Origin of the sequence: Rhabdothermincola salaria, from assembly GCF_021246445.1 — a bacterium.
Lineage (GTDB): Bacteria > Actinomycetota > Acidimicrobiia > Acidimicrobiales > Acidimicrobilacustridaceae > Rhabdothermincola_A > Rhabdothermincola_A salaria.
Genome location: NZ_JAJQXW010000001.1, coordinates 162,268 through 188,725 on the forward strand (window position 1 = coordinate 162,268; position 26,458 = coordinate 188,725).

Here is a 26,458-nt window from a genome sequence, read left to right on the forward strand (position 1 = left end):
TGCCCTCGACCGTGCTGGCCTTGACGACCACCCAGACCTGGATGGTCGTGGTCATCGTCGTGGCCTTCCTGGCCTCGATCCTCCTGGCGCTGGCCGAGACCGCCCTCACCCGCATGACCCGGGCCAAGGCCCAGGGCATGGTCGACGAGGGCCGTCGTGGCGCCGCTCGCCTCGTGCTCCTCGTCACCCACCCCGAGCGCTTCCTGAACGTCGTGCTGCTGGTCGTGCTGGTCTGCCAGCTGGTGCAGGCCACCCTCGTGGGCATCTTGGCCAGCCAGCTGGTCGGGGGCTGGGGGGTGGTCGTGGCCACCGTCGTCAACATCGTGGTGGTCTTCGTGCTGGCGGAGGCCGCGCCCAAGACGTGGGCCATCGAGCACCCCGAGCGGGCCGCCTTGGTGGCAGCACCGCCGGTGTGGGCCCTCGCCCACTTCTGGCCCCTGCGGGTGTTGTCGCGCGGCCTCATCGGCCTGGCCAACGTCATCCTGCCGGGCAAGGGCCTCAAGGAGGGCCCCTTCGTCTCCGAGGAGGAGCTCCTCGCCATCGTCGACGCCGCCGTCGAGGAGGACGTGATCGAGCTCGAGGAGCGTCACCTCATCAGCCAGATCATCGAGTTCGGCGACACCATCGTGCGCGAGGTCATGGTCCCTCGGCCCGACATGGTCACCGTCGACGCCGAGTTCCGGGTGGCCGACGTCATGGAGATCGTGCTGCTCAACGGCCGCAGCCGCATCCCGGTGTGCGGCGAGGGGATCGACGACGTCGTCGGCGTCGTCTACGCCAAGGACCTGATGCGGGCCGAGCGCGACGGCCGCGACCACGAGCCGGTCGGCGGGTTCGTCCGTGAACCCCACTTCGTGCCCGAGACCAAGCGAGTCGCCACCTTGTTGCCCGAGATGCAGGCCGAGCAGTTCCACATGGCCATCGTGGTCGACGAGTACGGGGGCACCGCCGGGCTGGTCACCATGGAGGACCTCATCGAGGAGCTGGTGGGCGAGATCGTCGACGAGTTCGACCGGGAAGAGCCCATGGTCGAGCCCCTCCCCGACGGCAGCTGTCGGGTGCAGGCCCGCATGGCCATCGACGAGGTCAACGACCTGTTGCACCTCGAGCTCCCGGAGGGCGACTGGGACACCCTCGGCGGCCTGGTGTTCCACCTCGCCGGCCACGTGCCCGCCGAGGGCGAGGTCGTCGAGTGTGACGGTCGGCTGCTGGTGGTCGAGCGGGTGCAGGGTCGCCGCATCGCCCGCATCCGCATCGCCGCCAACCGCGACGCCGACACCGATCACGACGAACGGGTCGGTCGCGGCGAGGCACGGGCCACGTCCCCCGACATGGGTGGCGATGCGAGCGGCGAGCGTCCCGAGGAGGTGGGTCGATGAGGTCAGGCTTCGCGTCGCTGGTGGGGCGTCCCAACGTGGGCAAGTCCACCTTGTTGAACGCCATCCTGGGGACCAAGGTGGCCATCACCTCCGACAAGCCCCAGACCACGAGGGCCCAGATCCGCGGGGTCCTCGAACGGCCCGACGTGCAGGTCGTCTTCGTCGACACCCCCGGCATCCACAAGCCCCGGACGCTGCTCGGCGAACGGCTCAACCGCACGGCCACCGAGGCGACGGGTGGGGTCGATGTGGTGTGCCTGATCGTCGACGCCACTGCGCCCATCGGCCCGGGCGACCGCTTCGTCGCCGAGCGGGTGCCGTCCGACGCCATCGTGGTGGTCAACAAGACCGACATCGCCTCGCCCGACGAGGTCATGGCCCAGTTGGTCCGGGCGGCCGAGCAACTCGACCGGTCCGCCTACTTCCCCGTCTCGGCCCTCACCGGCCAGGGCGTGCCCGAACTGGTCGAAGAGATCGTGAGCCGGCTGCCTGAAGGTCCGGCCTGGTATCCGCCGGGCACGGTGACCGACGTGCCGGAGGCCTTCTGGGTGGCCGAGCTCGTGCGCGAGCAGTTGCTCGCCGTCACCCACGACGAGCTCCCGCACTCGATCGCCACCCGGGTGGTCGAGTGGGAGTGGCCTCGGATCCGCGTCGAGATCCTCGTGGAGCGCGACTCCCAGAAGGGCATCGTCATCGGCAAGAAGGGCTCGGTGCTCAAGCAGGTCGGTACCGAGGTGCGCAAGCAGCTTCCCGAGGGCGCGTTCCTCGAGCTCTTCGTGAAGGTCGACAAGGACTGGCAACGTCAGGCCCGCGCGCTCGACCGCCTCGGTTTCTGACCGCCGGCTTCCTGAACCGCGGCCTTGGGTCGTGGCCCCGCTGCGCTTCTTGCATCGATTCGGCGCGCTCCGCCGCGACGAAACCATGCAAGAACGGGTTGGGGGGGGTCAGTCGCGTAGGTCGCGCAGGAAGGCCTCCGCCTCGGCGCGCTGGCGGGTGCGGCGCATCGGCGGCAGGGCGTTGACGATGTCCCAGCGGTAGCTGGCGTTGGTGGCCATGCGGGGGTCGAACACGGCCACCACCCCGCGATCGGTGGCCCCCCGGATGAGGCGGCCCGCCCCCTGGGCCAACAAGGTGGCGGCCCGGGGGAGGTCGACGACGCGGAAGGCGTCGGCTCTGGCCCGCTCGCGCCGGGCCTGGAGGAGGGGGTCGTCGGGGCGGGGGAAGGGGAGGCGGTCGATGGTGACCAGGCTCAACGTCTCCCCGGGGACGTCGACCCCCTGCCAGAAGCCCATGGTGGCGAACAGGCAGGCCTCGGGTTCAGCGGTGAACCGGGCCACGAGGGCCGCCTTGGGCAGGTCGTCCTGGGCGAGGATCTCGACGTCGAGGCGGGGGCGCAGCGCCTCGACCGCGGCGTGCAGGGCCCGGTAGCTGGTGAACAGGGCCATGGTGCGGCCACCGGCGGCCTCGATGAGCGCCTCGAGCTCGTCGTGCACCCGGTCGTCGAACGTCGCCGAACGGGGGTCGGGCAGGTGGGCCGAGCAGTACAGCAGCGCCTGGTGCTCGTAGTCGAAGGGGCTGCCCACGTCGACGACGGTGAAGCCGGCGTCGGGCAGGCCCACCCGCTCCGGGAGGGTGGCGGGCAGGGTGGCGCTGGTGAGCACGGCCGTGGTGGTGGACCACAGCGACTCGCGCAGCAGCTCGGCGACGTCGACGGGTGCGACCCGCAGGACGGGGTTCTCGGGCGGGCCCTCCACCCAGGCCACCTCGCCCGGACGGACCTCGGCCACCGCATCGAGGTCGTCGACCAGCCCGGTGGCCGCCTTCATCGCCCGCTGCTTGCGCGCCCCCACGTCGCCGGGGCCGTCCTCGGCCACGCCGCGCAGCGCGGCCATCACCAGGTCCATGCGGTTCCGGGCGAGATCGCGAACCACGGCCGCGTCGCCGTCCAGGCGCCCCCGGAGCCGGCGCCCTCGCTCCTCGACGAGGGCGCTCTTCCAGCGATCGCCCAGCTCGTCGAGGCCGTCGACCATCTCGCGGTCGTCGATGATGGCCCCCACCGATCGGGCCAGGGCGACGAAGCGGCCGCCGGTGATCTCGAGGCCGGCGGTGGCCGCCACCGTGTCCTCGAGCTGGTGGGCCTCGTCGACCACGAGCACGTCGTGCTCGGGCAGCACCGCCCCGCCCGTGGCCAGGTGCAGCCCGTAGAGGTGGGTGTTCACCACCACCACGTCGGCGGCGGCCGCCGCCCGCCGGGCTCGCTCGGCGAAGCACTCGTCGCCCTTGGGGCAGTGGCCCGCGCCCGGGCACTCGCGCGGACCGACGCTCACCGCCGACCAGGCCCGCACCGAGGGTTCACGGTCGAGCTCGGCCCGATCGCCGGATTCGGTGGCGGCGGCCCACGCCACCAGCGCCGCCAGCTCCTCGCGCGGCGGGCGCGGGCCGACGTCGAGGGCCAGCTGGTCCTCCGAGGCGAGCTCCCGGATGCGCTGGAGGCACACGTAGTTGGAGCGCCCCTTGAGCACCGCCCACTCGACCGGTCGGTCGAGGTGCTCACCGAGGAAGGGCAGGTCCTTGTCGGCCAGCTGGTCCTGGAGCGCCTTGGTGGCGGTGGTGACCACGACCTTGCGGCCCGAGAGGACCGCCGGAACGAGGTAGGCGAACGTCTTGCCGGTGCCGGTGCCGGCCTGGACCACCAAGTGGCGCTCGTCGGCGATGGCGGCGGCCACCGCTTCGGCCATGGCGACCTGCCCGGGTCGGGGCTCGCCGGCGGGGAGGGCGTCGGTGATCGAGGCCAACGCCGCTCTCGTGGCGCGGGAGAGGCGGTCTGCGGGGGCCATGAGGCGATGCAGCGTACCGCCCGGCCGAGCGGGTGCCGGGAGGTGGCGGGGGGCAGCGGTAACCTCCGGCCGTGTCCGTCGCCGACCTCGACCCCTCTCGCATCCCGCGCCACATCGCCGCGGTGATGGACGGCAACGGGCGCTGGGCCCAACGTCGAGGGCTCAAGCGCACCGAGGGCCACGCCGCCGGCGAGGAGGCCCTGTTCGACACCGTCGAGGGGGCTCTGGAGCTCGGCATCGACTGGCTCACGGTCTACGCCTTCTCCACCGAGAACTGGCGCCGCCCCCGCGACGAGGTCCGCTACCTCATGGGCTTCAACGAGTCGCTGCTGGTGCGCCGGCGCGACGAGCTGAACGAGCGAGGGGTTCGCATCCGCTTCGTCGGACGGCGCGACTGGCGGGTGCCGAAGCGGCTCCTGCGGCGCATGGACGAGTCCATCGAGCTCACCCGTGACAACCGCACCCTCACGTTGACGATCGCCTTCAACTACGGCGGGCGAGCCGAGATCGTCGACGCGGTGCGAGCGCTCGTCGCCGAGGGGGTCCCCGCCGACAAGATCGACGAGCGGGCCATCGCCCGACGCCTCTACGACCCCGAGATGCCCGACCCCGATCTGGTGGTGCGCACGTCGGGGGAGTACCGGCTGTCCAACTTCTTGTTGTGGGAGGCGGCCTACAGCGAGCTCGTCTTCACCGACGTGCTGTGGCCCGACTTCCGACGCGAGCACCTCTTCGCCGCAGTTCGCCAGTTCCAGGAGCGCGACCGCCGCTTCGGCGGCCTCAACGAGTGATGGCGGGGGTGCCACGACCGTGAGCAAGGGCACCCTGCACCGCGACGAGGGCATCGTGCTGCGCACCTACAAGTTGGGTGAGGCCGATCGCATCGTGGTGCTGCTCACCCGGGGGCGAGGCAAGGTCCGGGCGGTGGCCAAGGGCGTGCGCAAGACGCGATCGAAGTTCGGGGCCCGCCTCGAGCCCACCAGCCACATCGCCGTGCAGCTCTACGAGGGACGTGAGCTCGACATCGTCACCCAGGCCGACAGCCTCGACCACTTCCGCGCCATCCGTGACGACCTCGACCGCATCACCCGGGCGGTGTCGATGCTCGAGACCACCGACCAGCTGGCCCAGGAGGGGGAGGTGAACCCCCGGCTCTTCCAGATGCTGCTCGGAGCGCTGCGCACCCTCGCTGCCTCGGACTCCCCCCTGGTGGTGCCCGCCTTCTTCTGGAAGGTGCTCGCCCTCGAGGGCTACCGCCCGGAGGTCGACACGTGTGCGATCTGCGGCGACGACGCGGCCCTGGTCGCCTTCGACCTCGAGAGCGGGGGCACGCTGTGCCGCGGCTGTCGGCGGGGCACCGCGTTGTCGGGCGACGCCGTGGACCTCATGCAACAGATCCTGGGCGGTCGGCTCAACGAGGCCCTGGCCGAGGCGCCGTCGGCCGCCACCAACGAGGTGGACCATCTGGCGACGCGCGCGGTCGAGCACCACCTCGAGCGGCGGCTGCGTTCGGTCACGGTGCTCGACCGCCACTGAACCGCCGGCCGGCAGTTCAGTGGCGGTCGGTCGTTGGCGACTGCGCTACTGCAGGAGGCTGCGCAGCATCCAGGCCGCCTTCTCGTGCACCTGCATGCGCTGGGTGAGCAGGTCGGCGGTGGGCTGGTCGCCGGCGGCGTCGGCCACCAGGAACACCTCGCGGGCGGTGCGGGCCACGGTCTCCTGGCCCTCCACGAGGCGTCGGATCATGGTGGTGGCATCGGGGCTGTCGGTCTCCTCGGTGATGCTCGAGAGCTCCGAGAAGGCGTGGTAGCTGCCTGGTGCGGCGGCGCCGAGGGCCCGGATGCGCTCGGCGATGAGATCCACGGCCAGCGCCAGCTCGTTGTACTGCGTCTCGAACATGAGGTGCAGCGTCTGGAACATGGGACCGGTGACGTTCCAGTGGTAGTTGTGGGTCTTCAGGTACAGCGTGTAGGTGTCGGCCAGCAGGCGCGACAGCCCCTGGGCGATCTCCTCGCGCTGAGCGGCGGGGATGCCGATGTCGATGTTCGGGTCAACGGTCGTCACGGTGGTCTTCCTCTGCTTCGGGGATGGGGTCGGTGCCGGTTCCCGGTGGCGGGGCGGCGAGTGTCGGCGAGAGGGCCGCCCCAGACGGACGGGCAGTCCCCGAGCGGGCCGGCGGGAGGAGAGGGAACCCTTGAAGTCTCCTCCGGTCGCGGATCAGTGTCCAAGCAATCATGACGCGGCCACCGATAGTCGTCGCCTATCGGTGCCGGTCAGGGGAAGCCCGGCCCGGTCGGTGTGGGTGGCTCGGGCGCCGGGGGACGCTCAGTCCTCGAGCGCGCTCCAGGTGCCGGCCGACTCGTCGAAGACCTGGCGTCGGCCGGAGGCGGGGTCGGTTCGCACATAGGCCTGGCGGTCGTCGTCCCACACCGGCTCCGGGTCGGCCGTCTCGGTCGGCGCGCCGGGAGGCCGTCCCACCTCGTCGGCGGTGACCACCCAGGTGCCCGCCCACCGATCGCCGAGGCGACGTTGGTCGGCGTTGGTGAAGATCATGATGAAACCGACCAGGGGCAGGCAGTAGGGGAAGCCGTCGACCAACCAGGCCACCCACCGCACGGCGGCCTTTCCGGTGCCGCACGGTTGGCCGGTGGCGTCGACCACCCGGAGCCCGACCATCTGCTTGCCCGGCGAGGCCCCCGTGCGACCCTGCCACCAGACCCAGGCCGCCAGCTCGTAGGCCAGCACGACGAGGCCGGCCAGCCCGGCCACCCTGCGCAGCACGAGGCCGGCCACGATGGCGATCACCACCACGATGGCGACGTCGATGATGGCGGCACCCACGCGGCGCCACAACAGGTCCGGGGTGTCGGCGGGGGCGATCGACTCGGTCATCGGGGTCCTCCTCGAGCAGGAGGTCCCATCTTGGCCGCTCCCCCTGCCCGGCGGTGCGGATCGCGTCGGGTCACCGGGGTCCGACCGGCCGCCAACGACGCTGTACGAGGTCGTACTGCAACCAGCGCTGGGTGGCCTGGTCGAACTGCAGCCACTCACGGCGACGGGCGTCCCAGGCCATGTAGGCGCGGCGCTCGGGGTTCCACACCGCAGTGGGCGACGGAGCCGCCGGCGGCGAGATGGGGGCCTCCGGCACGACGGGTGCCGCCGCCGGTGGGGGAGTGGGCGGCACCTGGCGGGTCGGGGGGCCGGACGGGGCCGGACAGCCCGCGGTCGCCGGGGCTGCGGGACGCGGTGGCGTCGGCGGGCCAGGAGCCGGGCTTCGGGCCGGGGTCGATCCCGGCGGCGACCAGCCGGTCGGTGTCGGGGCCGGCCATCCCGCCGGCGGGGGCGGGGCGACCGGACGGCCCGGTGGGTCCGGTGGGGCCGGCGCAGTGGGCGGCGCGGTTGCGGTGCGGGTGCCGGGGACGAGGACGGGGTGGCCCATCCGGCCGGCGTCGATGGCGTAGCTGCGCGCGGCCATGTCGCCCACCCGTCGGTGGTCCCTGGTGACGAACATGGTGATCAGCCCGACCAGGGGGAGGCAGCACGGGAAGTAGTCGACCACCCCGGCCACCGAGCGCACGAGGGCGTTGGCCGGCCCCAACGGGCGCCCGTCGGCCCCGACCACGGCCACGCCGAGCAGCAACGTCCCCACGGTGCGCCCCGTGAACCCCCGCTGGAGCACGAAGACACCGACGGCGTAGGCCAGCAACCAGCTGTAGAAGGCGACCGCTCCGAGCCCGTCGAGCTGCTGAGAGACCACGAGCTCGCGGGTGACGGTGTCGAAGCGGTAGACCTCCTCGCTCAGCACCGCGAAGAGCGGGATCGAGATGACCGCTGCGATGCCGACGTCGATGACGGCGGCGATGGCCCGCTTCCATGACACGTCGGTGGGGTCGGGGGCCTCGGGGCCGGTGTCCGGAGGGGTCGGCAGGGCGCTCACCGCGCCATCATCGCCCAACGCCGCAGTGCCTCGTCGACGAGAACCCGGTCGGGGGTCCCGGGGGCCACCACTAGGCTCTGCCGCCATGTCCGAGCCCGCCGAAACGACCTCCGACGACGCCCCCCGCCCCATCGAGGTCCTCAACGATCCCACCCTCATGGAGAAGATCGTCAACCTCTCCAAGCGCCGCGGGTTCGTCTTCCCCTCGGCGGAGATCTACGGCGGCTTCCGGTCCACCTACGACTACGGGCCCATCGGCGTGCTGCTGCTGCGCAACGTCAAGGACGCGTGGTGGCGGTCGATGGTGCAGATGCGCGACGACGTGGTCGGCCTCGACGCCGCCATCCTGTCGCCGCCGGCGATCTGGGAGGCCTCGGGCCACCTCAAGAACTTCACCGACCCCCTCGTCGACTGCAAGGAGTGCCACGAGCGCTTCCGCGAGGACCAGCTCGAGGACCCCAACACCTGCCCCAACTGCGGCGCCACCGGCAGCTTCACCGAGGCCCGCCAGTTCAACCTGATGTTCAAGACCAACGCCGGGCCGGTGGAGTCCGACTCGGCCGTGGCCTACCTGCGCCCGGAGACGGCCCAGGGCATGTTCATCAACTTCGCCAACGTGTTGAACGCCAGCCGCAAGAAGCCGCCGTTCGGCATCGCCCAGATCGGCAAGTCCTTCCGCAACGAGATCACGCCCGGCAACTTCGTGTTCCGCACCCGCGAGTTCGAGCAGATGGAGCTCGAGTTCTTCGTGCCGCCCGAGGAGGCCGACCAGTGGTACGAGTACTGGTGCCAGCAGCGCTACCAGTGGTACGTCGACCTCGGCATCCCCGAGGACAAGCTGCGGATGCGGCCCCACGACCCCGACGAGCTGAGCCACTACTCCTCGGGCACCTCCGACGTGGAGTTCCTGTTCCCGTGGGGCTGGGGCGAGCTCGAAGGCGTCGCCAACCGGGGTGACTACGACCTCACCCAGCACGCCACCCACTCGGGCGAGAAGCTCGACTTCTTCGACCAGGCCACCAACACCCGCTACACCCCCCACGTCATCGAGCCCGCCGCCGGCGCGACCCGCACGATGATGGCCTTCCTCCTCTCTGCCTACGACGAGGAAGAGGTTCGGGGCGAGGTGCGCACCGTGCTGCGCCTGCACCACCGTCTGGCCCCCTACAAGGTCGCGGTGCTGCCGTTGTCCAAGAAGGACACCCTCACCCCGCTCGCCCGCGAGGTGCTCGGTCTGCTGCAGCCGTCGTTCATGTGCGACTACGACGAGACCCAGGCCATCGGGCGCCGCTACCGCCGCCAGGACGAGTTGGGCACCCCCTACTGCGTGACCGTCGACTTCGACAGCCTCGACGACCGCGCCGTCACCGTCCGCGAGCGCGACACCATGGCCCAGGAGCGTGTCGCCGTCGACGAACTGGTCGGCTACCTCGCCACCCGCCTGGCCTGATCCGGTCGGCGCCGCCGGGGTCTCGGTCCCATAGGGTGCCTGCCGTGACGAGCGAGACGACCGACACCGACGACCTGGCCGGGATGATCGACCGTGGTGGCTACACCGCCGTGCTGTTCGACCTCGACGGCGTGCTCACCGAGACCGCAGCCGTCCACGCCAAGGCGTGGCGGCAGATGTTCGACGAGTTCCTCCGCTCGTGGTCCGCCGACCACGGCGAGGACTTCGTGCCCTTCGACCTCGAACGCGACTACCCGACCTACCTCGACGGCAAGCCTCGCTACGACGGCGTGCGCAGCTTCCTCGCCTCACGTGGCATCACCCTCCCCGACGGCGACCCCACCGACCCACCCGACGCCCTCACCGTCTCCGGGCTCGGCAACCGCAAGAACGACCTGGTGCAGGACATCCTCTCCAGTGAAGGCGCCTCCGCCTTCCCCGGATCGGTCCGGCTGCTGCACCACGTACGCCAGATCGGCCTCAAGACGGCCGTGGTGTCGTCGTCGAAGAACTGCGAGGCAGTCATCGAGGCGGCCGGCATCGCCGACCAGTTCGACGCCCGCGTCGACGGCATCGATGTCGAGGAGGGTGGCATCGCCGGGAAGCCGGCACCCGACACGTTCCTGGAGGCCGCCCGGCGGCTCGGCGTCGACGCCGCCACCTCGGTGGTGTTCGAGGACGCCCTGGCCGGTGTCGCGGCCGGCCGGGCCGGGCACTTCGGCCTCGTCGTCGGAGTCGATCGCGCCGACCAGGCCGACGCCCTGCGCGACCACGGCGCCGACGTCGTGGTGGAGGACCTGGCGGAGCTCCTGCCGCGATGAGCACCGACGAGCCTTCCGAGCGCGCCCCCTCACCACGAGGTGGCGCCACCCGCAGCACCTTCGGTGAGCCGGCCGGAGCGTCCACCGTCGGGGCCCCTCCGGAGTACCCGGTCGAGGGCTGGCACATCCGTGAGACCGACTTCGATCTCGACGCCCTGCCCCAGAGCGAGACCATCTTCTCGGTCTCCAACGGCTTCCTTGGGCTGCGCGGCAACCTCGAGGAGGGTGCCCCGGCCTTCGAGCGGGGCACCTACGTCAACGGCTTCTACGAGTCGCGGCCCATCGTCTATCCGGAGGCGGCCTACGGCTACGCCACCGACGACCAGGCCATGCTCAACGTCACCGACGGCAAGATGATCACCCTCACCGTCGACGGTGAGCCCTTCGACGTCACCACCGGCGAGCTCATCGAGCACAACCGGGTGCTCGACCTGCGCCGTGGCTTCGTCGGGCGCGAGGTGGTCTGGGAGTCACCCTCGGGCCGCCGGGTCTCGGTGCGCACCCGTCGCCTGGTCTCGCTCACCCAGGCCCACCTGGCCTGCATGGAGTACGAGGTGGAGGCGCTCGGTCCCGAGGCCGACGGGCCCATGACCATCGAGATCACCTCCCAGCTCGTGGCCAACGAGAGCGATCGGCGCCACTCCGACGATCCTCGCGAGATGGCCGCCTACTGGGGGCAGGTGCTCCTGCCCGTGTGGGGCCACGCCGAGGGCGAGCGCATCGGCCTGGGCCACCGGGTCGAGCGCGCCGAGCTCGCCGTGTTCTGCCTCACCGACCACGTGGTGACGGCTCACGTCGACCACGAGGCCGCCACCACCCGCGACGACGACTCGCGCATCGACCGCACCTACACGTTCCGGCTCTCGTCGGGCCAGACCGCCCACCTGCGCAAGTACCTCGTGTACGCCACGGGGCCGGCGTCGGACAGCGACGCCATGCCGGCGCGGGTCGCCACGCTCATGGACGACGCGGTCGAGCACACCTTCGACGACCTGCTCGACACCCAGGTCAACCGCCTCGACGCGTTCTGGCGCGAGTGCCACATCGACATCGTGGGCGACGACTCGCTGCGCCAGGCCGTGCGGTTTGCGCTGTTCCAGGTCCTGCAGTCGTCCGCCCTCACGTCGTCCAACGGCATCCCGGCCAAGGGCCTCACCGGGCAGGGCTATGGGGGGCACTACTTCTGGGACATGGAGGTCTACGTCCTCCACGTCCTCACCTACCTCTCGCCCGGCCAGGCACGCGAATCGCTCCTGTTCCGGCACGCCACCCTCGACCGGGCCCGGGCGCGAGCGCGCGAGCTGTCCAAGCCGGGCGCCATGTTCCCGTGGCGCACCATCAACGGCGACGAGGCGTCGTCGTTCTTCCCGGCCGGCACCGCCGAGTACCACATCAACGCCGACGTGGCCTACGCCGTGCGCCACTACGCCGAGGTCACCGGCGACGACGAGTTCCTCTTCGCCGAGGGCGCCGAGCTGTTGGCCGAGACGGCCCGCCTGTGGATCGGCCTCGGCTTCTACAACCCCAGCCGGGGCGGAGCCTTCTGCATCGACGCGGTCACCGGCCCCGACGAGTACACGGCGCTGGTCGACAACAACACGTTCACCAACCTCATGGCCCAGTCGAACCTGGCCTCCGCCGCCGACGTCGTCGAGCGCATGGCGGTCGAGGCGCCCGCAGCGCTCGAGGCCCTACGCCAGTCGATCGGCCTCGGCGAGGACGAACCGGGGGCGTGGCGAGCGGCGGCCGAGGCCATGTACGTGCACTTCGACGAGGAGCGGGGCCTGCACGGACAGGACGACTCTTTCCTCGACAAGCAGCCGTGGGACTTCGAGAACACCCCGGCGGAGAACTTCCCGCTGCTGTTGCACTACCACCCGCTCGACCTCTACCGGTCCCAGGTGATCAAGCAGGCGGATCTGGTGATGGCGATGTTCCTGCGCGGCGATGCCTTCACCGACGAGCAGAAGGCGGCGAACTTCGCCTACTACGACCCCATCACCACGGCCGACTCGTCCTTGTCGATGTGCATCCAGGCCATCCTGGCGGCCGAGGTCGGCGACCTCGACAAGGCCTGGGCCTACACCCAGCGCACCGCCCTGACCGATCTGCACAACGTGCAGCACAACGTGCACGACGGCGTGCACATCGCGTCGCAGGCCGGCACCTGGATGGCCCTGGCCTGTGGCTTCGGTGGGCTGCGCAACGTCGGCGGGGTGCTGCACTTCCGGCCCCGGATGCCGCCGGACCTCGAGGCGCTCGGCTTTCGGTGTCGAGCCGACGGCGCGGTCGTGGAGCTGTCGATGACCACCCACTGGGTCACCTACACGCTCGTGTCGGGCACCCGTCTCGAGATCCTCCACGACGGCCAGCCGTTCACCCTCCTGCCCGGGGAGCCGCTGCACCTCAACTGGGACGAGGCGGCCCGCTCCGGCTCGTGACGTTTCAGGGAGGTCCGATCACCAGGAGGTCGGACGGGCGGGGCGCCTCCACCTCGACGGGAGGGACGCGCTGGGCTCGGGCAGGGGCCTAGATCGAGTGGATCAGTCCGGGGTCGTCCGACTCATCTCGGCGACGATCTGATCGAGCACCACCTGGTCGGGTTGGGGTGGGGCAACGGTGCCGGCGAGTGAGCGCATCATGGTGAACGCCTGCTCCACCCGCCCTGGCGGGACGGTCGGCCCGTGGGTCGTGGCGATGGTGGTGGGCGCGAGGTCCTCCACCCGACGGCACGCGGCATCGAAGTGGGTGGGGTCGACCATCGACAGCCACGGGCTGTTCCACGTCTGGAAGGTGCTGAACCCGTCGGCCCAGGCGGACGGGTCGAGCTGGTCGACGAACTCCGTGCCGGCCTCGACCGGGGTGGCGTAGGCGTCCGAGGCCCAGTACACGCCCGTCGTGGGGTCGTAGAGACCTCGGGTGGTGGGGGAGTCGTAGCTGGGTGGCCGGACCAGGGAGAGGACGCGATCCCCGACGTCGAGGGTGTCGCCGTCGCCGAGCCACCGCCACCGGTGGGGAGGTACCCCGGACAGCTCGCCACCCATCCGTTCACACATGAACCAGCTGGCGACGAGGGTGGCGTCGGGACAGGCCTGCATGACGGCGACGGCGTTGCCGTAGTGATCGATGTCGTCGTGGCTGACGAACACCCACCGCACGTCGTCCGGTTCGACCAGGGCAAAGAGGTCTTCCAGGTACCGCTCGCGGTTGTCGGGCACCCCGGTGTCGACGACGATCGGTTCCTCCGAGCGGATGACCATGGAGTTCAGGTGCACGGTCATCGGAGCAGTGCCCTCTCCGAGGGTGTCCTGGATGACCCAGGTCTCCGGGGCGATCAGCACCGGGTGGTGGCGGGGCTTGGGGTGGGCTGCGGGTCCGGATGGGGTCGACGTGGTCATGGGTGCCTCCGGGGACGTCGGATTCGTCGGCTCAACAGTCCGGCACCCGGGCGGAGGAGACCATCCCCGCCGTCCGGGCTTCTCCAGGGGCGACGACCCTGGGCCACCCCGACCCCCCAGAAGGGTGGGATGGCCAAGCGCCAGCCGATGGCGGATGATCGTCGCCATGGGGAGTGCGTTGACCCTTCGTCGGGTGAAGAGCGACATCGAGGTCCTCGCTCGCGCTGGTCTCGACACATCGACGTTCCTGGCCGAGGCCGATGCCTCGCTGCAGCGAGCGGTGCCGCATGTGGCGGCCTGCATCCCCATCCTCGACCCGGCCACCAACCTCTTGACCGGCACGTACAAGTTCGGTGACCTCTTCGGCCGGGACGACCACGACGACGAGTGGGGGACGATCGAGTTCGGGGGCTCCGATCCGACGTCCTTCGCCGAGCTCCTGCGGCGGGAGCAGCCCGCCGTCGGGGTGCACCTCGCCACGAACGGCGACGTGGCCTGCTCCGACCGGCTCCGGGACCTGATCATCCCGCACTACGGCTATGCCGACGAGGCGCGGCTGCTCGCGTGCGAAGGGGCGCGGGCGTGGGGCGCGATGGCGTTGTTCAGAGGGGCCGAGGAGGGACCCTTCGCCGCCGAAGAGGTGGCGTTCCTCGCGACGTTGTCCGATGCCCTGGCCGCCGGGATGCGCGCCGGCTTGCTGGCCCGGGCCGGTCGGACACCGTCAGCCTCGCTGTCCGGGCCGGCGGTGCTGATCGTCGGTGCGGACGGACAGTACCGGCAGCTCAGCGTGGGGGCGGAGGAGGCACTCGCCGAGCTGGGCTCGGAGGAGCACTCGGCTGCCGCCAGCGGAACCATCGCCGCGCTGGTCGCCGGAGCTCGACGCTACGCGGCGGGGAGCACCACCGTGCTGCCCAGATGCCGGGTGCGGGTGGGCAGCGGTCGCTGGTTGGTGTTGCACGCCTCCCCCCTGGCGTCGCTCGACGGGACGAGCGGCGACGTGGTCGTCACCGTGGAGGAAGCCCGGCCACCCGAGATCGTGCCGCTGGTCGTCGCCGCCTTCGAGTTGACCCCGCGGGAGCGCGACGTCACCCAGATGGTGCTCCAGGGTGTGGAGACCAAGGAGATCGCCGCCACGCTGCACATGTCGCCCTACACCGTGCAGGACCACCTGAAGTCGGTGTTCGAGAAGGCCGCCGTCCGCAGCCGGCGAGAGCTGATCGCCCGGGTCTTCTTCGACCAGTACGTGCCCCGCATGGGGTCGGAGCTGGCGCCCTCGGGGTGGTTCGCCGAGCCCTGAGGCCGCCACGCCGGTGCTCCGGCGCTGCGGCATGCGGCCCGGTGTCCGCCGAGGTCGGGACCAACGGACCTTGTTGCCGGCCGCGAGGTCGGTAGCGTCCGGGGGGTGAGGCGGCGCCGGCCCCTCGCGAGGGGAAGGACGGGTCATGACCTGGGTCTACGGTTTCGCTCACCGCCACAGTCGGGCCCCGAGGGACCTGAAGGCGTTGCTCGGGGGAAAGGGAGCGAACCTGGCCGAGATGACCTCGGTGCTGGCCCTCCCGGTGCCGCCGGGGTTCACCATCACCACCGAGGCGTGCCGGGCCTACATGCTCGGCGGCTGGCCGGGCGACCTCACCGCCGAGATCGACGGACACGTCCGCAGCCTCGAGCGCTTCATGGGCCGCCGCCTCGGTGCCACCGAGGACCCGCTGCTGGTCAGCGTCCGATCCGGTGCGGCCTTCTCCATGCCCGGAATGATGGACACGGTGTTGGACCTCGGGCTCAACGACGACTCCGTGATGGGCCTGGCCGCCGGGACCGACGAGCGCTTCGCCCTCGACTCCTACCGGCGCTTCCTCGCCATGTACGGCCGCATCGTCCTCGACGTGCCCGGCGAGCCGTTCGACGACCTGCTCGAGCAAGCCCGCATCGACGAAGGGGTGCGCACCGACGCCGAGGTCCCGGCGGAGCGTCTCGACGAACTGGTCGGGCGGTACAAGGAGCTGATCGAGGCCCACACCGGGTCCCCGTTCCCCCAGGACCCCCACGTCCAGCTGCGGGGAGCCATCGAGGCGGTGTTCCGCTCGTGGGACTCGCCGCGCGCCCGGGCCTACCGCCGGCGAGAGGGCATCGCCGACGACCTCGGCACGGCCGTCAACGTGCAGTCCATGGTCTTCGGCAACCGCGACGACCAGTCCGGCACCGGCGTGGCCTTCACCCGCGACCCCTCCACCGGGGCTTCGGGTGCCTACGGCGACTTCCTGGTGAACGCCCAGGGCGAGGACGTGGTGGCCGGGATCCGGACCACGTTGCCCCTCGACTCCATGGCCGATCTCTTCCCGGCCGTGCACACCGAGCTGACGTTCATCCTCGAGCGGCTCGAGCGCCACTACCGCGACATGCTCGACTGCGAGTTCACCATCGAGCACGGCCGGTTGTGGATGCTGCAGACCCGGGTCGGCAAGCGCACCGGGGCCGCCGCGCTGCGCATCGCGGTGGCGCTCACCGAGGATCCCACCATCCGCATCTCGAGGGCCGAAGCGGTGCAGCGGGTCCGGCCCGAGCACCTGGACCAGGTGCTGCACCCTCAGCTGGGCGACGTGAAGGCCCCGCTGCTGGCCACCGGCCTCCCCGCGTCGCCGGGGGCCGCCGTGGGCCACGCCTACTTCGACGCCGACCGGGCGGTCGAGGCCGCCGAGCGCGGTGAGCGGGTCGTGCTGGTGCGCCAGGAGACCTCCCCCGAGGACGTCCATGGCATGGCTGTCGCCCAGGGTGTGCTGACGTCTCGAGGTGGTCTCGTGAGCCACGCCGCGGTGGTCGCCCGAGGGTGGGGCAAACCGGCGGTGTGCGGTGCGGAGAGCCTGAACATCGGCCCGACCTCGATGACTGCTGCGGACGGGACCGTCGTGGCCGAGGGCGACTGGATCTCCCTCGACGGCGCCCGGGGCACCGTGTTCCTCGGCGAGCTGAGCCTCAAGGAGGGCAACGTCCCCGGGGAGTTCGGCATCGTCCTCGGGTGGGCCGATGAGATCCGCGCCGGGCGCCTGGGCGTTCGGGCCAACGCCGACACCGGTCCCGACGCCGCCCGGGCCCGGGAGCTGGGGGCCGAGGGCATCGGTCTGTGCCGCACCGAGCACATGTTCCTCCAGGAGGACCGCCTTCCGGTGGTGCGCCGGATGATCCTCGCCGACGACCCGGACGAGGAGCTCGCCGCCCTCGCCGAGCTGCTCGACGTGCAGCGGGCCGACTTCGAGGAGGTCCTCGAGGCCATGGACGGCCTGCCGGTGACCGTGCGCCTGCTCGATCCGCCGCTGCACGAGTTCCTGCCGTCGGTGGAGGAGCTGATCGTGCTCGACGCCCGAGGCGAGCTCCCGCCCGAGGGTCAAGCCATGCTCACCGCCGCCCGCCACTGGCAGGAGCAGAACCCCATGCTCGGCCTGCGGGGTGTGCGCCTGGGCATCGCGAAGGCCGGTCTCTATCGCATGCAGGTCCGCGCCCTCGTGGAGGCCGCGCTCCGCCGCCAGGCCGTCGGTGGTCGACCGGTGATCGAGATCATGATCCCGCTGGTCATCAACCTCCCCGAGCTGGACCTCACGCGGCGGTGGGTCGAGGAGGAGGTCGCCACCGTGCTGGCGGAGCACGACGGGCGCCTCGACGTGATCATCGGATCGATGATCGAGACGCCGCGGGCGGCGATCCGGGCCGACGACATCGCCCAGGCCGCCGACTTCTTCTCCTTCGGCACCAACGACCTCACCCAGATGACGTTGGGCTTCAGTCGGGACGACGTGGCCCCCATCCTCGAGAGCTACCTCGAGCAGGGACTCCTCGGGGTGGACCCCTTCAAGTCGGTCGACCAGCGGGGGGTCGGCGAGCTCGTCGCCACCGCCGTCGAGCGGGGCCGCACCACCAAGCCGGGGCTCAAGATGGGTGTGTGCGGAGAGCACGGCGGCGACCCCGAGTCGATCGCCTTCTTCTTCGGGCTGGGTCTCGACTACGTGTCGTGCTCGCCGTTCCGGGTGCCCGTGGCCCGCCTGGCCGCCGCTCACGCCGTGCTGGGCGCCGGCGGGGGCGTCGCCGCCGACGCCTGATCCGCGGACCTCGCCCCGGCCGGTCCGATGGGCTGGTCGCGCTGCTACCGTCCCGCCACGGACGGCACCGCGGTCCGCCGGAGGGGCTGGGTTGGGCATCGAGGACGACGACATCGCGAGGGTGCGGGCGGCCACCGACATCGTCGCGGTCGTCAGCGAGCACCTGGCCCTCAAGCGCGTGGGTCGTCGCTGGCAGGGGCTGTGCCCGTTCCACTCCGAGAAGAGCGGCTCGTTCTCGGTCAACGCCGAGGAGAAGCTCTACTACTGCTTCGGTTGTGGCGCCAAGGGCGACGTCATCACCTTCGTCCGCGAGGTCGAGCACCTCGACTTCGTCAGCGCCGTCGAGAAGCTGGCCGGCAAGGCCGGCATCGCCCTGCGCTACACCGACGAGGGCCAGAACGAGGGACGCAAGCGTCGGGCCCGGCTCCTCGACGCCGTGGCCCGGGCCGTCGAGTGGTACCACCAGCGCCTGCTGTCCGCGCCCGACGCTGCGCCGGCGCGCAGCTACCTGCGGTCCCGTGGGCTCACGGGTGACGACGTGCGGGCCTACCGCATCGGGTGGGCCCCCGAAGGGTGGGACGAGCTGGCGCGGGGCCTCGGGGTCCCGACCGACGTGTTCGTCGAAGCCGGTCTGGGCTTCCTCAACAGCCGGGGCCGACCCACCGACGCCTTCCGGGGCCGGATCCTGTTCCCCATCTACGAGGTGAACGGCGATGCCGTCGGGTTCGGCGGGCGCATCATGCCCGGCGTCGAGGGAGCCAAGTACAAGAACTCCGTCGACAGCGCCATCTACGGCAAGTCCCGCCTGCTCTACGGGTTGAACTGGACCAAGGGCGACATCGTGCGCTCCGACGAGGCGATCGTGTGCGAGGGGTACACCGACGTCATCGGCTTCGCCAAGGCGGGCATCCCCCGAGCGGTGGCGACCTGCGGCACCGCCCTCACCGAGGACCACGTGCGTCTCCTGCGCAGCTTCGCGCGCCGCCTGGTGCTGGCCTTCGATGCCGACGCCGCCGGCCAGAACGCCGCCGAGCGGGTGTACGCGTGGGAGCGGGCCCACGACCTCGACGTCGCCGTGGCCGACCTCCCCGCCGGCGTCGACCCGGCGGAGCTGGCCCTGTCGGACCCGGCCGAGCTGTCCCGGGCCGTGGCCGACGCCCGTCCCTTCCTGAAGTTCCGCCTCGACCGGGTGTTGGACGCGGCGGCGCTCGACACCCCCGAGCACCGGGTGCGGGCGGCGGAGGCGGCCATGGGGGTGGTGGGCGAGCATCCCAGCGAGATGGTCCGCGACCAGTACCTCCTGGAGGTCGCCGCCCGCTGTCGGGTCGACCCCGAACGTCTGCGGGGCCGCACGTTCCCTCCGCCCCGTCGGACCGATCGGCGCGACCGACGGGGCCCGGATGACGCCCGTGGTCCCGAACGTCCGCCCCCGGCGCGCGTGGCTCCCGTCCGGCGCGACACGGCCGAGACCGAGGCGTTGCTGGTCCTGCTCCAGCGGCCCGACGACATCGCCCCGTGGCTCGACGAGGCCCTGTTCGGCGACCCCACGGTGGTGGCGGCCTACCGTGCCGTCGTGGCCGGCCCGACCCTGGCCGATGCGGTGGCTGCGCTCGGCGCAGACGGAGAGCACGACGCGGCCGACCTCCTCCAGCGCCTCGCAGTGGAGGACACCGATGCCGATGCCGGCGACGTGCTCCTCCGCCTGGTGGAGGAAGGTGCCTCGCGGGCCATCTCGGCGCTGCAGGCCGAGGCCCGGGTGGCCGACGACCCGCTGACGGTCGCCGGGGACATCGCCTGGGTGAAGCACCGGATGCTCGAGCTCCGCGAGGCGGACACCGCGGAGAGCGCCACGGAGCAGTTGCTAGGGTGGCTCACCGGTCAGACGGAGGAGGACGATGGGTGAAGCTGGCGGCGTGCCATCTCCCGTGATGGGCATCCCCGACCCCGTCCTCCGAGCGCTCGTCGACCGGGCGGCCGGGCGCGACGAGCCGGTGCTCACGGTCGACGAGGTCATGGGCGACCTGGCCGCGTACGGCCCCACACCCGAGCTTCTCGAGTCGGTTCGCGCCGCGCTGGGCGAGCGTGGTGTGACGGTCGACGACAGCGTGCCCGACGTCGAGGCCCTCACCGACGAGGCCCTCTTGGGCGCGCCGCTGGTGCCCTGCGCCGACGAGAAGGTGGAGGTCATCGTCGCAGCCGACGCCCACGACGACGACACCGATGACGAGGACGACCTGGTCGCGCGGCGGACCAAGGCCCGCTACCGCTCGGTCGGGTCGCGCGACGCGGTGCGCATGGGGGCCCAGCTCGGTGTCGGAGGCTCCTCGGACCCGGTGCGCATGTACCTCAAGGAGATCGGGCGGGTCTCGCTGCTCACGGGCCAGGAAGAGGTCGAACTGGCCCAGATCATCGAGCGGGGGACGGCGGCCGCCGAACGGCTGGCCGACCTCAGCGCATCGGGGGAGCTGGCGGCGGTCGATCCGCTCGAGAAGCGCCGGCTCACCCGTCTCGTCCGCAAAGGCGAGGATGCCAAGGCGGAGCTCACCCAGGCCAACCTGCGCCTGGTCGTCTCCATCGCCAAGCGCTATGTGGGGCGGGGCATGTTGATGCTCGACCTCATCCAGGAGGGCAACCTCGGCCTCATGCGGGCCGTCGAGAAGTTCGACTGGACCAAGGGGTTCAAGTTCTCGACCTATGCGACATGGTGGATCCGCCAGGCCATCACCAGGGCGATCGCCGATCAGGCCCGCACTATCCGCATCCCGGTCCACATGGTCGAGTCGATCAACAAGGTGCACCGTGTGCAGCGCCAGATGGTCCAGGACCTCGAGCGGGAGCCGACCATCGAAGAGCTCGCCGCCAAGGTCGACATGACTCCCGCCCGGGTGCGCGAGATCATGCGCATCTCCCAGGACCCGCTCTCGCTCGACTCGCCGGTCGGCGAAGAGGACGACTCCAACCTGGCCGACTTCATCGAGGACCAGAGCGCCGAGGCCCCGGCCGAGATGGCCGCCCGCATGATGCTGAACACCGCGGTCGAGGAGGCGCTGAGCGACCTCAACGACCGAGAGAAGGCGGTCGTGCGCATGCGCTTCGGTCTCGACGACGGCCAGGCGCGCACGCTCGAGGAGGTCGGTCGCGAGTTCGGGGTCACCCGTGAACGCATCCGCCAGATCGAGTCCAAGACGCTGGCCAAGCTGCGCCACCCCCAGCACAGCCAGAAGCTCCGCGACTACCTCGACGGCGAGTAGGGCTGCGTCCCACGCCGGGCTGGTGCGGCTTGGTTCCGGGCTCGTCCAGGTCGTCCCGGTATCCGCGCACACAAGTCGTCGCGAGCGGGTAGACCTGCGTCATGAGCTTCAAGACCGGATTCATCGTCGGGGCGGCCGTCGGCTATTACTTCGGGGCCAAGGCCGGCCGCGATCGCTACGAGCAGATCGATCGCCAGCTGGAGAAGGTGCGGTCGCACCCGAAGTACCAGGTGGCCACCGAGAAGGTGGGCGAGGGCCTCGACCAGGTCAAGGGTCTGGCTCGCGACAAGGCCTCGGGGGCCTTCAACGGTGGTGACGAGCCCAGCTGGGAGCCGGGCCTCGAGTTCAACCCCGACTACCGCCCGACCGAGGAGGAGATCCGCGAGGACGTCTTCGGTCGCGAGCCCCAAGCCGGACCGACCTGATCCGGGGGCCGGCCCCGGGTCGGTGAACTGGGCCGATCTCTCCTGCCGACCGGGCCCACCGGCGACCAGAGCCCCGATTCCGGGCTCTCCGCAGCCGCAGACGGTGGATGTCCCACCCCCTCGCCAGACTCGGCTGATGGGGTATCGAGGCAAGGTCGTCGAACGGGAGCGTGCCCGCGAGCTGCGGGCCCAGGCGTGGACGCTGCAGGAGATCGCCGATGAGCTCGGGGTGGGCAAGGGCTCCGTGTCGGTGTGGGTGCGCGACGTCGAGTTCGTACCGAAGCCCCGATCAACGGCCCGCAAGCGGGGACCGAACGCCCTGCAACGACGCAAGGCCGCCGAGATCGAGGAGTTGTCGGACGAGGGCCGCCGCCGCATCGGCACCCTGAGCGAGCGCGACCTCCTGATCGCCGGTGCCGCGCTCTACGCGGGGGAGGGCGCCAAGACCGACGGCGCCGTGAAGTTGGCCAACAGCGATCCCCGGATGATCGGCATCTTCTGCCAGTGGCTGCGGACCTTCTTCGAGGTCGACGAGTCCCGCCTCCGCGTGAGCCTCTATCTGCATCGAGGACTCGACCTCGAAGAGGCCATCACCTTCTGGTCGTCGCTGACCTCGATCCCGGCCAGCCAGTTCACAAAGCCGTATCGGGCGGTTCCCGATCCCTCCATCCGCCGGTCGAAGCACCCCATGGGGTGCCCAGCGATCGTCTACTCCTGCTCGAGGACACACCGGGCCGTGATGGGCCTGGTCGAGGCACTGCTATCGTGAAGGCTCCCTTCCGGGGTAGCTCAGTTGGCAGAGCGCTCGGCTGTTAACCGAATTGTCGTGGGTTCGAGCCCCACCCCCGGAGCACCAGATGCCCCGTGGCCAGCGGCCTCGGGGCATCGTCGCGTCCGGGGTCGAGCGGCCCGGCAGTCGTCGGGTGCCACGTGTGCGCGACCGTCGGTTCCGCGCCGAGTCCCTAGTGTGTGCCGTCTCCGGGGCGGTAGCTCAGTGGTCAGAGCGCGGGACTCATAATCCCTTGGTCGTGGGTTCGATCCCCACCCGCCCCACCGCCAGGACGCGTCGCTCGCTCCGCTCCGTGAGTCCCGCAGGTCCCTGGGCTCAGCGACCGGGGACGGCGACCGTGACCGTCTCGCCACCCCACCCGTTGACCAGATCTCGCGCCTGCACCGTCACCGAGGCCACCCCGTCGGGGATCTCCAACCCGCTGAGGCTGCGGGTGAAGGGCTGCTCGTCGGCGTGGTGGTGGGTGAGCTCGCGCACCCCCAGCTCCTCGTCGTCGGGGCTCAGCACCCGAAAAGCGTCGGCGTAGCGCTCCTCGCTGTCGTAGGGCGACGAGATGGTGGCCGCCACGCTGAAGCGGTCACCAGCGGCCGTGACCTCGGCCTCGATCACGTCGGGGTGGACCTGCTCGGCAGGGGACAGCATCGTCGTCCGCTCGGCGTCGTCGCCGCTCGAACACCCCAGCGCCATCAGGGTGACGATGATCATGGGCACCGCTCGTCGTGGTCGCAGTCGTCGTCGCACCGCGGAGTTCTACCCGGCGGTCGTGGTGTCCTGTCGTCGTACCGGATCAGCGCGGCGGTCGAGGACGTCGTCCCTCAGCGGCGGTGGACGATGGCGACCCAGGTGTCGGGCAGGGGAGCGCCGGCCAGGATGTTCATGGCGGGGAAGGCCCACTCGAGCACCGTGGTCGGGGCCACGCCGTCGGGCAGTTCCATCACCAGACCCCGGCGCGGGTGGTCGGCGACCCGGCGCCAGGTCGGCGGGACGGGGAGGCCGGCCTCGGCCAGGGTCCCGGCCGCGCGCGGGCCGGCCGCGTGCTGGAGGCCGAGGGAGTCGGGCTCGTGGCCGCCCTTGCGCGTCGTCGGGCCCGGCACCCACGAGGCCACCGGCACCGCCGGCCCGCTCGACGACAGCCAGGCGAACACGCCGGCCCGACCGGGTGGGGCGTCGGGAGCCGGGGCCTCATCATCGCCGACCACTGCCTGCAGGTTGACCCAGCCGCTGCGATCCGTCGCCAGCTCCTCCATGACGGCGAGCAGATCGGCCGTGTCGGTCGGGCGGAAGCGCAGGACCTCCGTCGTGCGGCTCACCCGTCGGCCCTGGCTCGGGCGAGGGGGCTCAGTCGCCGAGCCATCGAGGCGCCCGGTCGAGGAGGTAGGTGCTCACCTCGTGGCACGTGTCGAGCACCTCGCAGAGCTGCTCCTGGCCGAGGTAGATGCGGTCGAGGGCGACCTCGACCCGGGCGACGATCGTGAGGCTGCGTTCGGCGGCGTCGGTCACGCTGGCGAAGGAGTCGATGGCAGAGACCTCGAGGGGCAGGTCGGGTCCGCCGAGGCCGGCGAGGTCGGTGGCCAGCACCAACAGGTCCGGACCTTGGGGGAGGGGCGGGAGCACCCACGTGAAGACGAGCGGGAAGTGGAAGCCCTCGATGGGTTCGCTGGTCTCGGGGAGCTCGAGCATGCGGTCCTCGAACGCCAACATCACCCGTGGATCGACCTCGAGCGAGAGATGCAGGTCGAGGGGGCCACCGCAGGCCTCCTCCGGGTGCAGGTCGACCTCCCACGCCTGACGCAGCGAGTAGGTCTCGACGAAGTGGCGTTCGTCGTGCACGTGGAAGGCGTGGTCCACGGCGTGGTCCTTGAGGTCGGCCACGAAGCCGGGGACGTCGATGATGGCCAAGGCGCTGTTGGCTCCTCTGCTGGGTCGCGGGAGGGAGGGGAGGGGATCCAGCCTGCCACGGGCCCCTGCTCCACGGCTACCGTCGCCTGCGTGGACGACCAGTCGCTGCTCGAGGTCCTCGACGAGACCGCCGAGGCCATCCGCCTGGCCCTGGGCGATCTCGACGACTGGGGCCTGGCCGGCACCAGGGCGGGCCAGTACCACTCGGACCTCGCCGCCGACGCCGCCGCCCTCGAGGTGCTCGAGCAGGCCGGGGTCGGCGTGCTGTCCGAGGAGTCCGGTCGGCACCGCCCCGATGCCTCGCTCACCGTCGTGCTCGACCCCCTCGACGGCTCCACCAACGCCAGTCGGGGCATCCCCTGGTACGCCACCAGCCTCTGCGCCGTCGACGCCGACGGGCCCCGTGCCGCTCTCGTGGTCAACCTGGCCACGGGTGACCGCTTCCAGGCCCGCCGGGGTGGCGGTGCCACCCGCAACGGGGTGCCCATCGTGCCGAGCGGGGCCGAGGACCTGTCCCGCTCGGTGGTGCTGCTGTCGGGTTTCCCCGGCCGGTGGCTCGGGTGGAAGCAGTTCCGAGCGCTCGGCGCCTGTGCCCTCGACCTGTGCGCGGTGGCCATGGGCACCGCGGATGGCTACATCGACTGCAGCCACAACGCGCACGGCTCGTGGGACTACCTCGGGGGCATGCTGGTCTGCCAGGAAGCCGGCGCCGTCGTGGTCGACGCGGACGGGCGCGATCTCGTCAGCCTGGACCACGCCGCCCGCCTCACGCCCCTGGCCGCGGCGAGCCCGGCGCTGTTGGATCAACTGGTCACGGCCCGGCGCTCCGTAGGCTGACGGCGTGTCCCCCACCCGCGCCCGACTCGAACGCCGGGTCCTCGGCGGCTATCGGCACCTGCCGGCGATCGTCCGCCGCTGGCTGGTACGGCGGGTGGCGCCCTCGTACACGGTGGGCGGGTTGTGCGTCATCGAGCGCGCCGACGGGCACGTGCTGCTCGTGCGCCACGCCTATCGGCCCCGCTGGGGGCTTCCCGGGGGTTTCCTGAAGCGGGGGGAGCATCCCCTCGACGGTGCTCGGCGCGAGGTGCGCGAGGAGGTCGGCCTCGACGTGGATCTCGTCGGCGAACCCGCGGTCGTGGTCGCCCCCGAGTGGCGACGCGTGGACGTGGTGTTCCGTGCCCGTCCGGCCCCGGGTGCCGACCCCGATGCGGTTCGAGCCCACTCCTCGGAGATCGACGAGGCCCGATGGTTCGCCCGCGATGAGCTGCCCGAGCTCCAGGAAGAGGCCGCCGAGGCCCTGGTCGCCCTGGCTCGGGTGGCCAACCTGGGCCTGGCCGCGCCCCGTCCCGCCGACGAGCGCGGCGAGCGTCCGTGACGCTCGCCGGGAGACGGGTTCGCCTCGAGTGGTCCGAGCCCGACTCGAACGGGCGACCTTTGCCTTGTAAGGGCACTGCTCTGACCAACTGAGCTACCGGACCGGGGAATCCAGTCTCGCACCTCGGGCGCTCCCGAACGCCACGGCCCTCATCACCACAGTCCGAACTGGCGGTCCCCCGCGTCGCCGAGACCGGGCACGATGTAGGCCCTCTCGTCCAGGCAGTCGTCGACAGCGGCGGTGATCACCCGGATGGCCAGGCCGGTCTCCTCGAGCAGGGCGAGGCCCTCGGGTGCCGCGACCACGCACACGGCCACCACCGGTTCGGCGGCACCCCGGGCGAGCAGCATCCGACACGTGTAGGCGAGCGTCCCGCCGGTGGCCAGCATCGGATCGAGCACGATCACGCGCCGCTGGTCGAGTCGATCGGGGAGCTTGGCCAGGTAGGGGTGGGGCTCGAAGGTGGTCTCGTCGCGAGCGAGGCCCACGAAACCCACGTCGGCGTCGGGCACGAGATCGAGCGCGGGGCCCAGCAGCCCGGTCCCGGCGCGCAGGACCGGCACGAACACGGGCGCCGCGGCCAGGCGGACGCTCGGGGCGACGCCCAGGGGCGTGACGACTTCGGCGGGCTCCGTGGGCAGGTCGCGGGTGGCCTCGTGCAACAGGATGACGCCGAGCTGGTGGAGGGCCTGGCGGAAGGCGGCGTTCGACGTCTCGCCCGAGCGCAGCGTGGCCAGGTGAACCCCGGCCAGGGGGTGATCGATCACGGTGACGTCCACGGGGGACATCGTGGCATCTGCCTGCCCAG

General features: G+C 71.4%; 24 protein-coding genes and 3 tRNA genes. 17 read left to right on the forward strand and 10 right to left on the reverse strand.

Annotated elements, in window-relative coordinates; genetic code table 11:
• Positions 1-20: 20 nt before the first annotated feature.
• Positions 21-1,379 (forward strand): hemolysin family protein, encoded by a 1,359-nt coding sequence (locus LUW87_RS00765; protein WP_232669167.1) that lies wholly within the window; start codon positions 21-23, stop codon positions 1,377-1,379.
• Positions 1,376-2,215 carry a GTPase Era gene (era, locus tag LUW87_RS00770; protein WP_232669168.1) on the forward strand — a complete coding sequence of 280 codons (840 nt, stop codon included), beginning with the start codon at positions 1,376-1,378 and terminating at the stop codon, positions 2,213-2,215. The genes LUW87_RS00765 and era overlap by 4 nt, the downstream gene beginning before the upstream one ends.
• Before the next feature lie 108 nt (positions 2,216-2,323).
• Here the strand turns inward: era and LUW87_RS00775 are convergent, their stop codons facing one another.
• Positions 2,324-4,216 carry an ATP-dependent DNA helicase gene (locus tag LUW87_RS00775; protein WP_232669169.1) on the reverse strand — a complete coding sequence of 631 codons (1,893 nt, stop codon included), beginning with the start codon at positions 4,214-4,216 and terminating at the stop codon, positions 2,324-2,326.
• Positions 4,217-4,287: 71 nt separating this feature from the next.
• On the opposite strand from LUW87_RS00775, the gene uppS reads away from it, so the two are divergent.
• Together uppS and recO are read left to right on the forward strand one after the other, a co-directional pair.
• Positions 4,288-5,007 carry a polyprenyl diphosphate synthase gene (gene uppS, locus LUW87_RS00780; protein ID WP_232669170.1) on the forward strand — a complete coding sequence of 240 codons (720 nt, stop codon included), beginning with the start codon at positions 4,288-4,290 and terminating at the stop codon, positions 5,005-5,007.
• Between the two features lie 19 nt (positions 5,008-5,026).
• Positions 5,027-5,752 (forward strand): DNA repair protein RecO, encoded by a 726-nt coding sequence (recO, locus tag LUW87_RS00785; RefSeq protein ID WP_232669171.1) that lies wholly within the window; start codon positions 5,027-5,029, stop codon positions 5,750-5,752.
• 45 nt (positions 5,753-5,797) lie between these two features.
• Here recO and LUW87_RS00790 read toward each other — a convergent pair whose 3' ends face one another.
• The 3 genes from LUW87_RS00790 to LUW87_RS00800 all read right to left on the reverse strand — a co-directional run bounded on the left by LUW87_RS00790 (position 5,798) and on the right by LUW87_RS00800 (position 8,153).
• The gene (locus tag LUW87_RS00790; protein ID WP_232669172.1) at positions 5,798-6,280 is read right to left on the reverse strand and encodes a Dps family protein; all 483 of its coding nucleotides are present in this window, start codon (positions 6,278-6,280) and stop codon (positions 5,798-5,800) included.
• A gap of 261 nt (positions 6,281-6,541) precedes the next feature.
• Positions 6,542-7,108, reverse strand: coding sequence for an RDD family protein (locus tag LUW87_RS00795; protein ID WP_232669173.1), 567 nt, complete (start codon positions 7,106-7,108; stop codon positions 6,542-6,544).
• A 70-nt stretch (positions 7,109-7,178) separates the two neighbouring features.
• Positions 7,179-8,153 carry an RDD family protein gene (locus LUW87_RS00800; RefSeq protein ID WP_232669174.1) on the reverse strand — a complete coding sequence of 325 codons (975 nt, stop codon included), beginning with the start codon at positions 8,151-8,153 and terminating at the stop codon, positions 7,179-7,181.
• Positions 8,154-8,310: 157 nt separating this feature from the next.
• Between LUW87_RS00800 and LUW87_RS00805 the strand changes: the two genes are divergently transcribed.
• From LUW87_RS00805 to LUW87_RS00815, 3 genes are all read left to right on the forward strand, one after another.
• The gene (locus LUW87_RS00805) at positions 8,311-9,603 is read left to right on the forward strand and encodes a glycine--tRNA ligase (protein WP_232670862.1); all 1,293 of its coding nucleotides are present in this window, start codon (positions 8,311-8,313) and stop codon (positions 9,601-9,603) included.
• Between the two features lie 83 nt (positions 9,604-9,686).
• Positions 9,687-10,424 carry an HAD family hydrolase gene (locus tag LUW87_RS00810; protein WP_249419680.1) on the forward strand — a complete coding sequence of 246 codons (738 nt, stop codon included), beginning with the start codon at positions 9,687-9,689 and terminating at the stop codon, positions 10,422-10,424.
• The gene (locus LUW87_RS00815; protein ID WP_232669176.1) at positions 10,421-12,865 is read left to right on the forward strand and encodes a glycoside hydrolase family 65 protein; all 2,445 of its coding nucleotides are present in this window, start codon (positions 10,421-10,423) and stop codon (positions 12,863-12,865) included. The genes LUW87_RS00810 and LUW87_RS00815 overlap by 4 nt, the downstream gene beginning before the upstream one ends.
• Before the next feature lie 102 nt (positions 12,866-12,967).
• Here LUW87_RS00815 and LUW87_RS00820 read toward each other — a convergent pair whose 3' ends face one another.
• Entirely contained in the window at positions 12,968-13,822 is an 855-nt protein-coding gene (locus LUW87_RS00820) for an MBL fold metallo-hydrolase (RefSeq protein WP_232669177.1), read from the reverse strand.
• Positions 13,823-13,988: 166 nt separating this feature from the next.
• Between LUW87_RS00820 and LUW87_RS00825 the strand changes: the two genes are divergently transcribed.
• From LUW87_RS00825 to LUW87_RS00860, 8 genes are all read left to right on the forward strand, one after another.
• Complete coding sequence (locus LUW87_RS00825) at positions 13,989-15,119, forward strand: helix-turn-helix transcriptional regulator (RefSeq protein WP_232669178.1); 1,131 nt, start codon at positions 13,989-13,991, stop codon at positions 15,117-15,119.
• A 145-nt stretch (positions 15,120-15,264) separates the two neighbouring features.
• A complete protein-coding gene (gene ppdK / locus LUW87_RS00830; protein ID WP_232669179.1) occupies positions 15,265-17,910 on the forward strand; it encodes a pyruvate, phosphate dikinase in 2,646 nt (881 codons plus the stop codon).
• A 91-nt stretch (positions 17,911-18,001) separates the two neighbouring features.
• The gene (gene dnaG, locus LUW87_RS00835; protein WP_232669180.1) at positions 18,002-19,813 is read left to right on the forward strand and encodes a DNA primase; all 1,812 of its coding nucleotides are present in this window, start codon (positions 18,002-18,004) and stop codon (positions 19,811-19,813) included.
• 10 nt (positions 19,814-19,823) lie between these two features.
• A complete protein-coding gene (gene rpoD / locus LUW87_RS00840) occupies positions 19,824-21,161 on the forward strand; it encodes an RNA polymerase sigma factor RpoD (protein ID WP_346742387.1) in 1,338 nt (445 codons plus the stop codon).
• A 101-nt stretch (positions 21,162-21,262) separates the two neighbouring features.
• Positions 21,263-21,586 (forward strand): YtxH domain-containing protein, encoded by a 324-nt coding sequence (locus LUW87_RS00845; RefSeq protein WP_232669181.1) that lies wholly within the window; start codon positions 21,263-21,265, stop codon positions 21,584-21,586.
• Between the two features lie 136 nt (positions 21,587-21,722).
• A complete protein-coding gene (locus LUW87_RS00850; RefSeq protein WP_232669182.1) occupies positions 21,723-22,355 on the forward strand; it encodes a hypothetical protein in 633 nt (210 codons plus the stop codon).
• Positions 22,356-22,364: 9 nt separating this feature from the next.
• A tRNA-Asn gene (locus LUW87_RS00855) sits at positions 22,365-22,437 on the forward strand.
• 129 nt (positions 22,438-22,566) lie between these two features.
• Positions 22,567-22,639 (forward strand) — tRNA-Ile (locus LUW87_RS00860).
• A gap of 52 nt (positions 22,640-22,691) precedes the next feature.
• On the opposite strand, the gene LUW87_RS00865 is transcribed toward LUW87_RS00860, so the two are convergent.
• The 3 genes from LUW87_RS00865 to LUW87_RS00875 form a co-directional block, all read right to left on the reverse strand.
• Positions 22,692-23,081, reverse strand: a complete 390-nt coding sequence (locus LUW87_RS00865; RefSeq protein ID WP_232669183.1) for a hypothetical protein — start codon at positions 23,079-23,081, stop codon at positions 22,692-22,694.
• A 110-nt stretch (positions 23,082-23,191) separates the two neighbouring features.
• Positions 23,192-23,686 (reverse strand): hypothetical protein, encoded by a 495-nt coding sequence (locus LUW87_RS00870; protein WP_232669184.1) that lies wholly within the window; start codon positions 23,684-23,686, stop codon positions 23,192-23,194.
• 28 nt (positions 23,687-23,714) lie between these two features.
• On the reverse strand, positions 23,715-24,275 hold the full coding sequence (locus LUW87_RS00875) for a hypothetical protein (protein ID WP_232669185.1): 561 nt from the start codon (positions 24,273-24,275) through the stop codon (positions 23,715-23,717).
• A 90-nt stretch (positions 24,276-24,365) separates the two neighbouring features.
• On the opposite strand from LUW87_RS00875, the gene LUW87_RS00880 reads away from it, so the two are divergent.
• Together LUW87_RS00880 and LUW87_RS00885 are read left to right on the forward strand one after the other, a co-directional pair.
• Positions 24,366-25,112 carry an inositol monophosphatase family protein gene (locus LUW87_RS00880; protein ID WP_232669186.1) on the forward strand — a complete coding sequence of 249 codons (747 nt, stop codon included), beginning with the start codon at positions 24,366-24,368 and terminating at the stop codon, positions 25,110-25,112.
• A gap of 4 nt (positions 25,113-25,116) precedes the next feature.
• Positions 25,117-25,650, forward strand: coding sequence for an NUDIX hydrolase (locus LUW87_RS00885; protein WP_232669187.1), 534 nt, complete (start codon positions 25,117-25,119; stop codon positions 25,648-25,650).
• A 29-nt stretch (positions 25,651-25,679) separates the two neighbouring features.
• Here LUW87_RS00885 and LUW87_RS00890 read toward each other — a convergent pair.
• Together LUW87_RS00890 and upp are read right to left on the reverse strand one after the other, a co-directional pair.
• A tRNA-Val gene (locus LUW87_RS00890) sits at positions 25,680-25,753 on the reverse strand.
• Between the two features lie 49 nt (positions 25,754-25,802).
• A complete protein-coding gene (gene upp, locus LUW87_RS00895; RefSeq protein ID WP_346742388.1) occupies positions 25,803-26,429 on the reverse strand; it encodes a uracil phosphoribosyltransferase in 627 nt (208 codons plus the stop codon).
• Positions 26,430-26,458: the final 29 nt, after the last annotated feature.

Excerpts from the sequence above, each read along its gene's own strand:
- era (WP_232669168.1), top strand. The coding sequence starts at position 1,376 with ATGAGGTCAGGCTTCGCGTCGCTGGTGGGGCGTCCCAACGTGGGCAAG.
- LUW87_RS00775 (WP_232669169.1), bottom strand. The coding sequence starts at position 4,216 with ATGGCCCCCGCAGACCGCCTCTCCCGCGCCACGAGAGCGGCGTTGGCC.
- LUW87_RS00795 (WP_232669173.1), bottom strand. The coding sequence starts at position 7,108 with ATGACCGAGTCGATCGCCCCCGCCGACACCCCGGACCTGTTGTGGCGC.
- LUW87_RS00805 (WP_232670862.1), top strand. The coding sequence starts at position 8,311 with ATGGAGAAGATCGTCAACCTCTCCAAGCGCCGCGGGTTCGTCTTCCCC.
- LUW87_RS00810 (WP_249419680.1), top strand. The coding sequence starts at position 9,687 with ATGATCGACCGTGGTGGCTACACCGCCGTGCTGTTCGACCTCGACGGC.
- LUW87_RS00815 (WP_232669176.1), top strand. The coding sequence starts at position 10,421 with ATGAGCACCGACGAGCCTTCCGAGCGCGCCCCCTCACCACGAGGTGGC.
- LUW87_RS00820 (WP_232669177.1), bottom strand. The coding sequence starts at position 13,822 with ATGACCACGTCGACCCCATCCGGACCCGCAGCCCACCCCAAGCCCCGC.
- LUW87_RS00825 (WP_232669178.1), top strand. The coding sequence starts at position 13,989 with ATGGGGAGTGCGTTGACCCTTCGTCGGGTGAAGAGCGACATCGAGGTC.
- ppdK (WP_232669179.1), top strand. The coding sequence starts at position 15,265 with ATGACCTGGGTCTACGGTTTCGCTCACCGCCACAGTCGGGCCCCGAGG.
- LUW87_RS00845 (WP_232669181.1), top strand. The coding sequence starts at position 21,263 with ATGAGCTTCAAGACCGGATTCATCGTCGGGGCGGCCGTCGGCTATTAC.
- LUW87_RS00850 (WP_232669182.1), top strand. The coding sequence starts at position 21,723 with ATGGGGTATCGAGGCAAGGTCGTCGAACGGGAGCGTGCCCGCGAGCTG.
- LUW87_RS00865 (WP_232669183.1), bottom strand. The coding sequence starts at position 23,081 with ATGATCATCGTCACCCTGATGGCGCTGGGGTGTTCGAGCGGCGACGAC.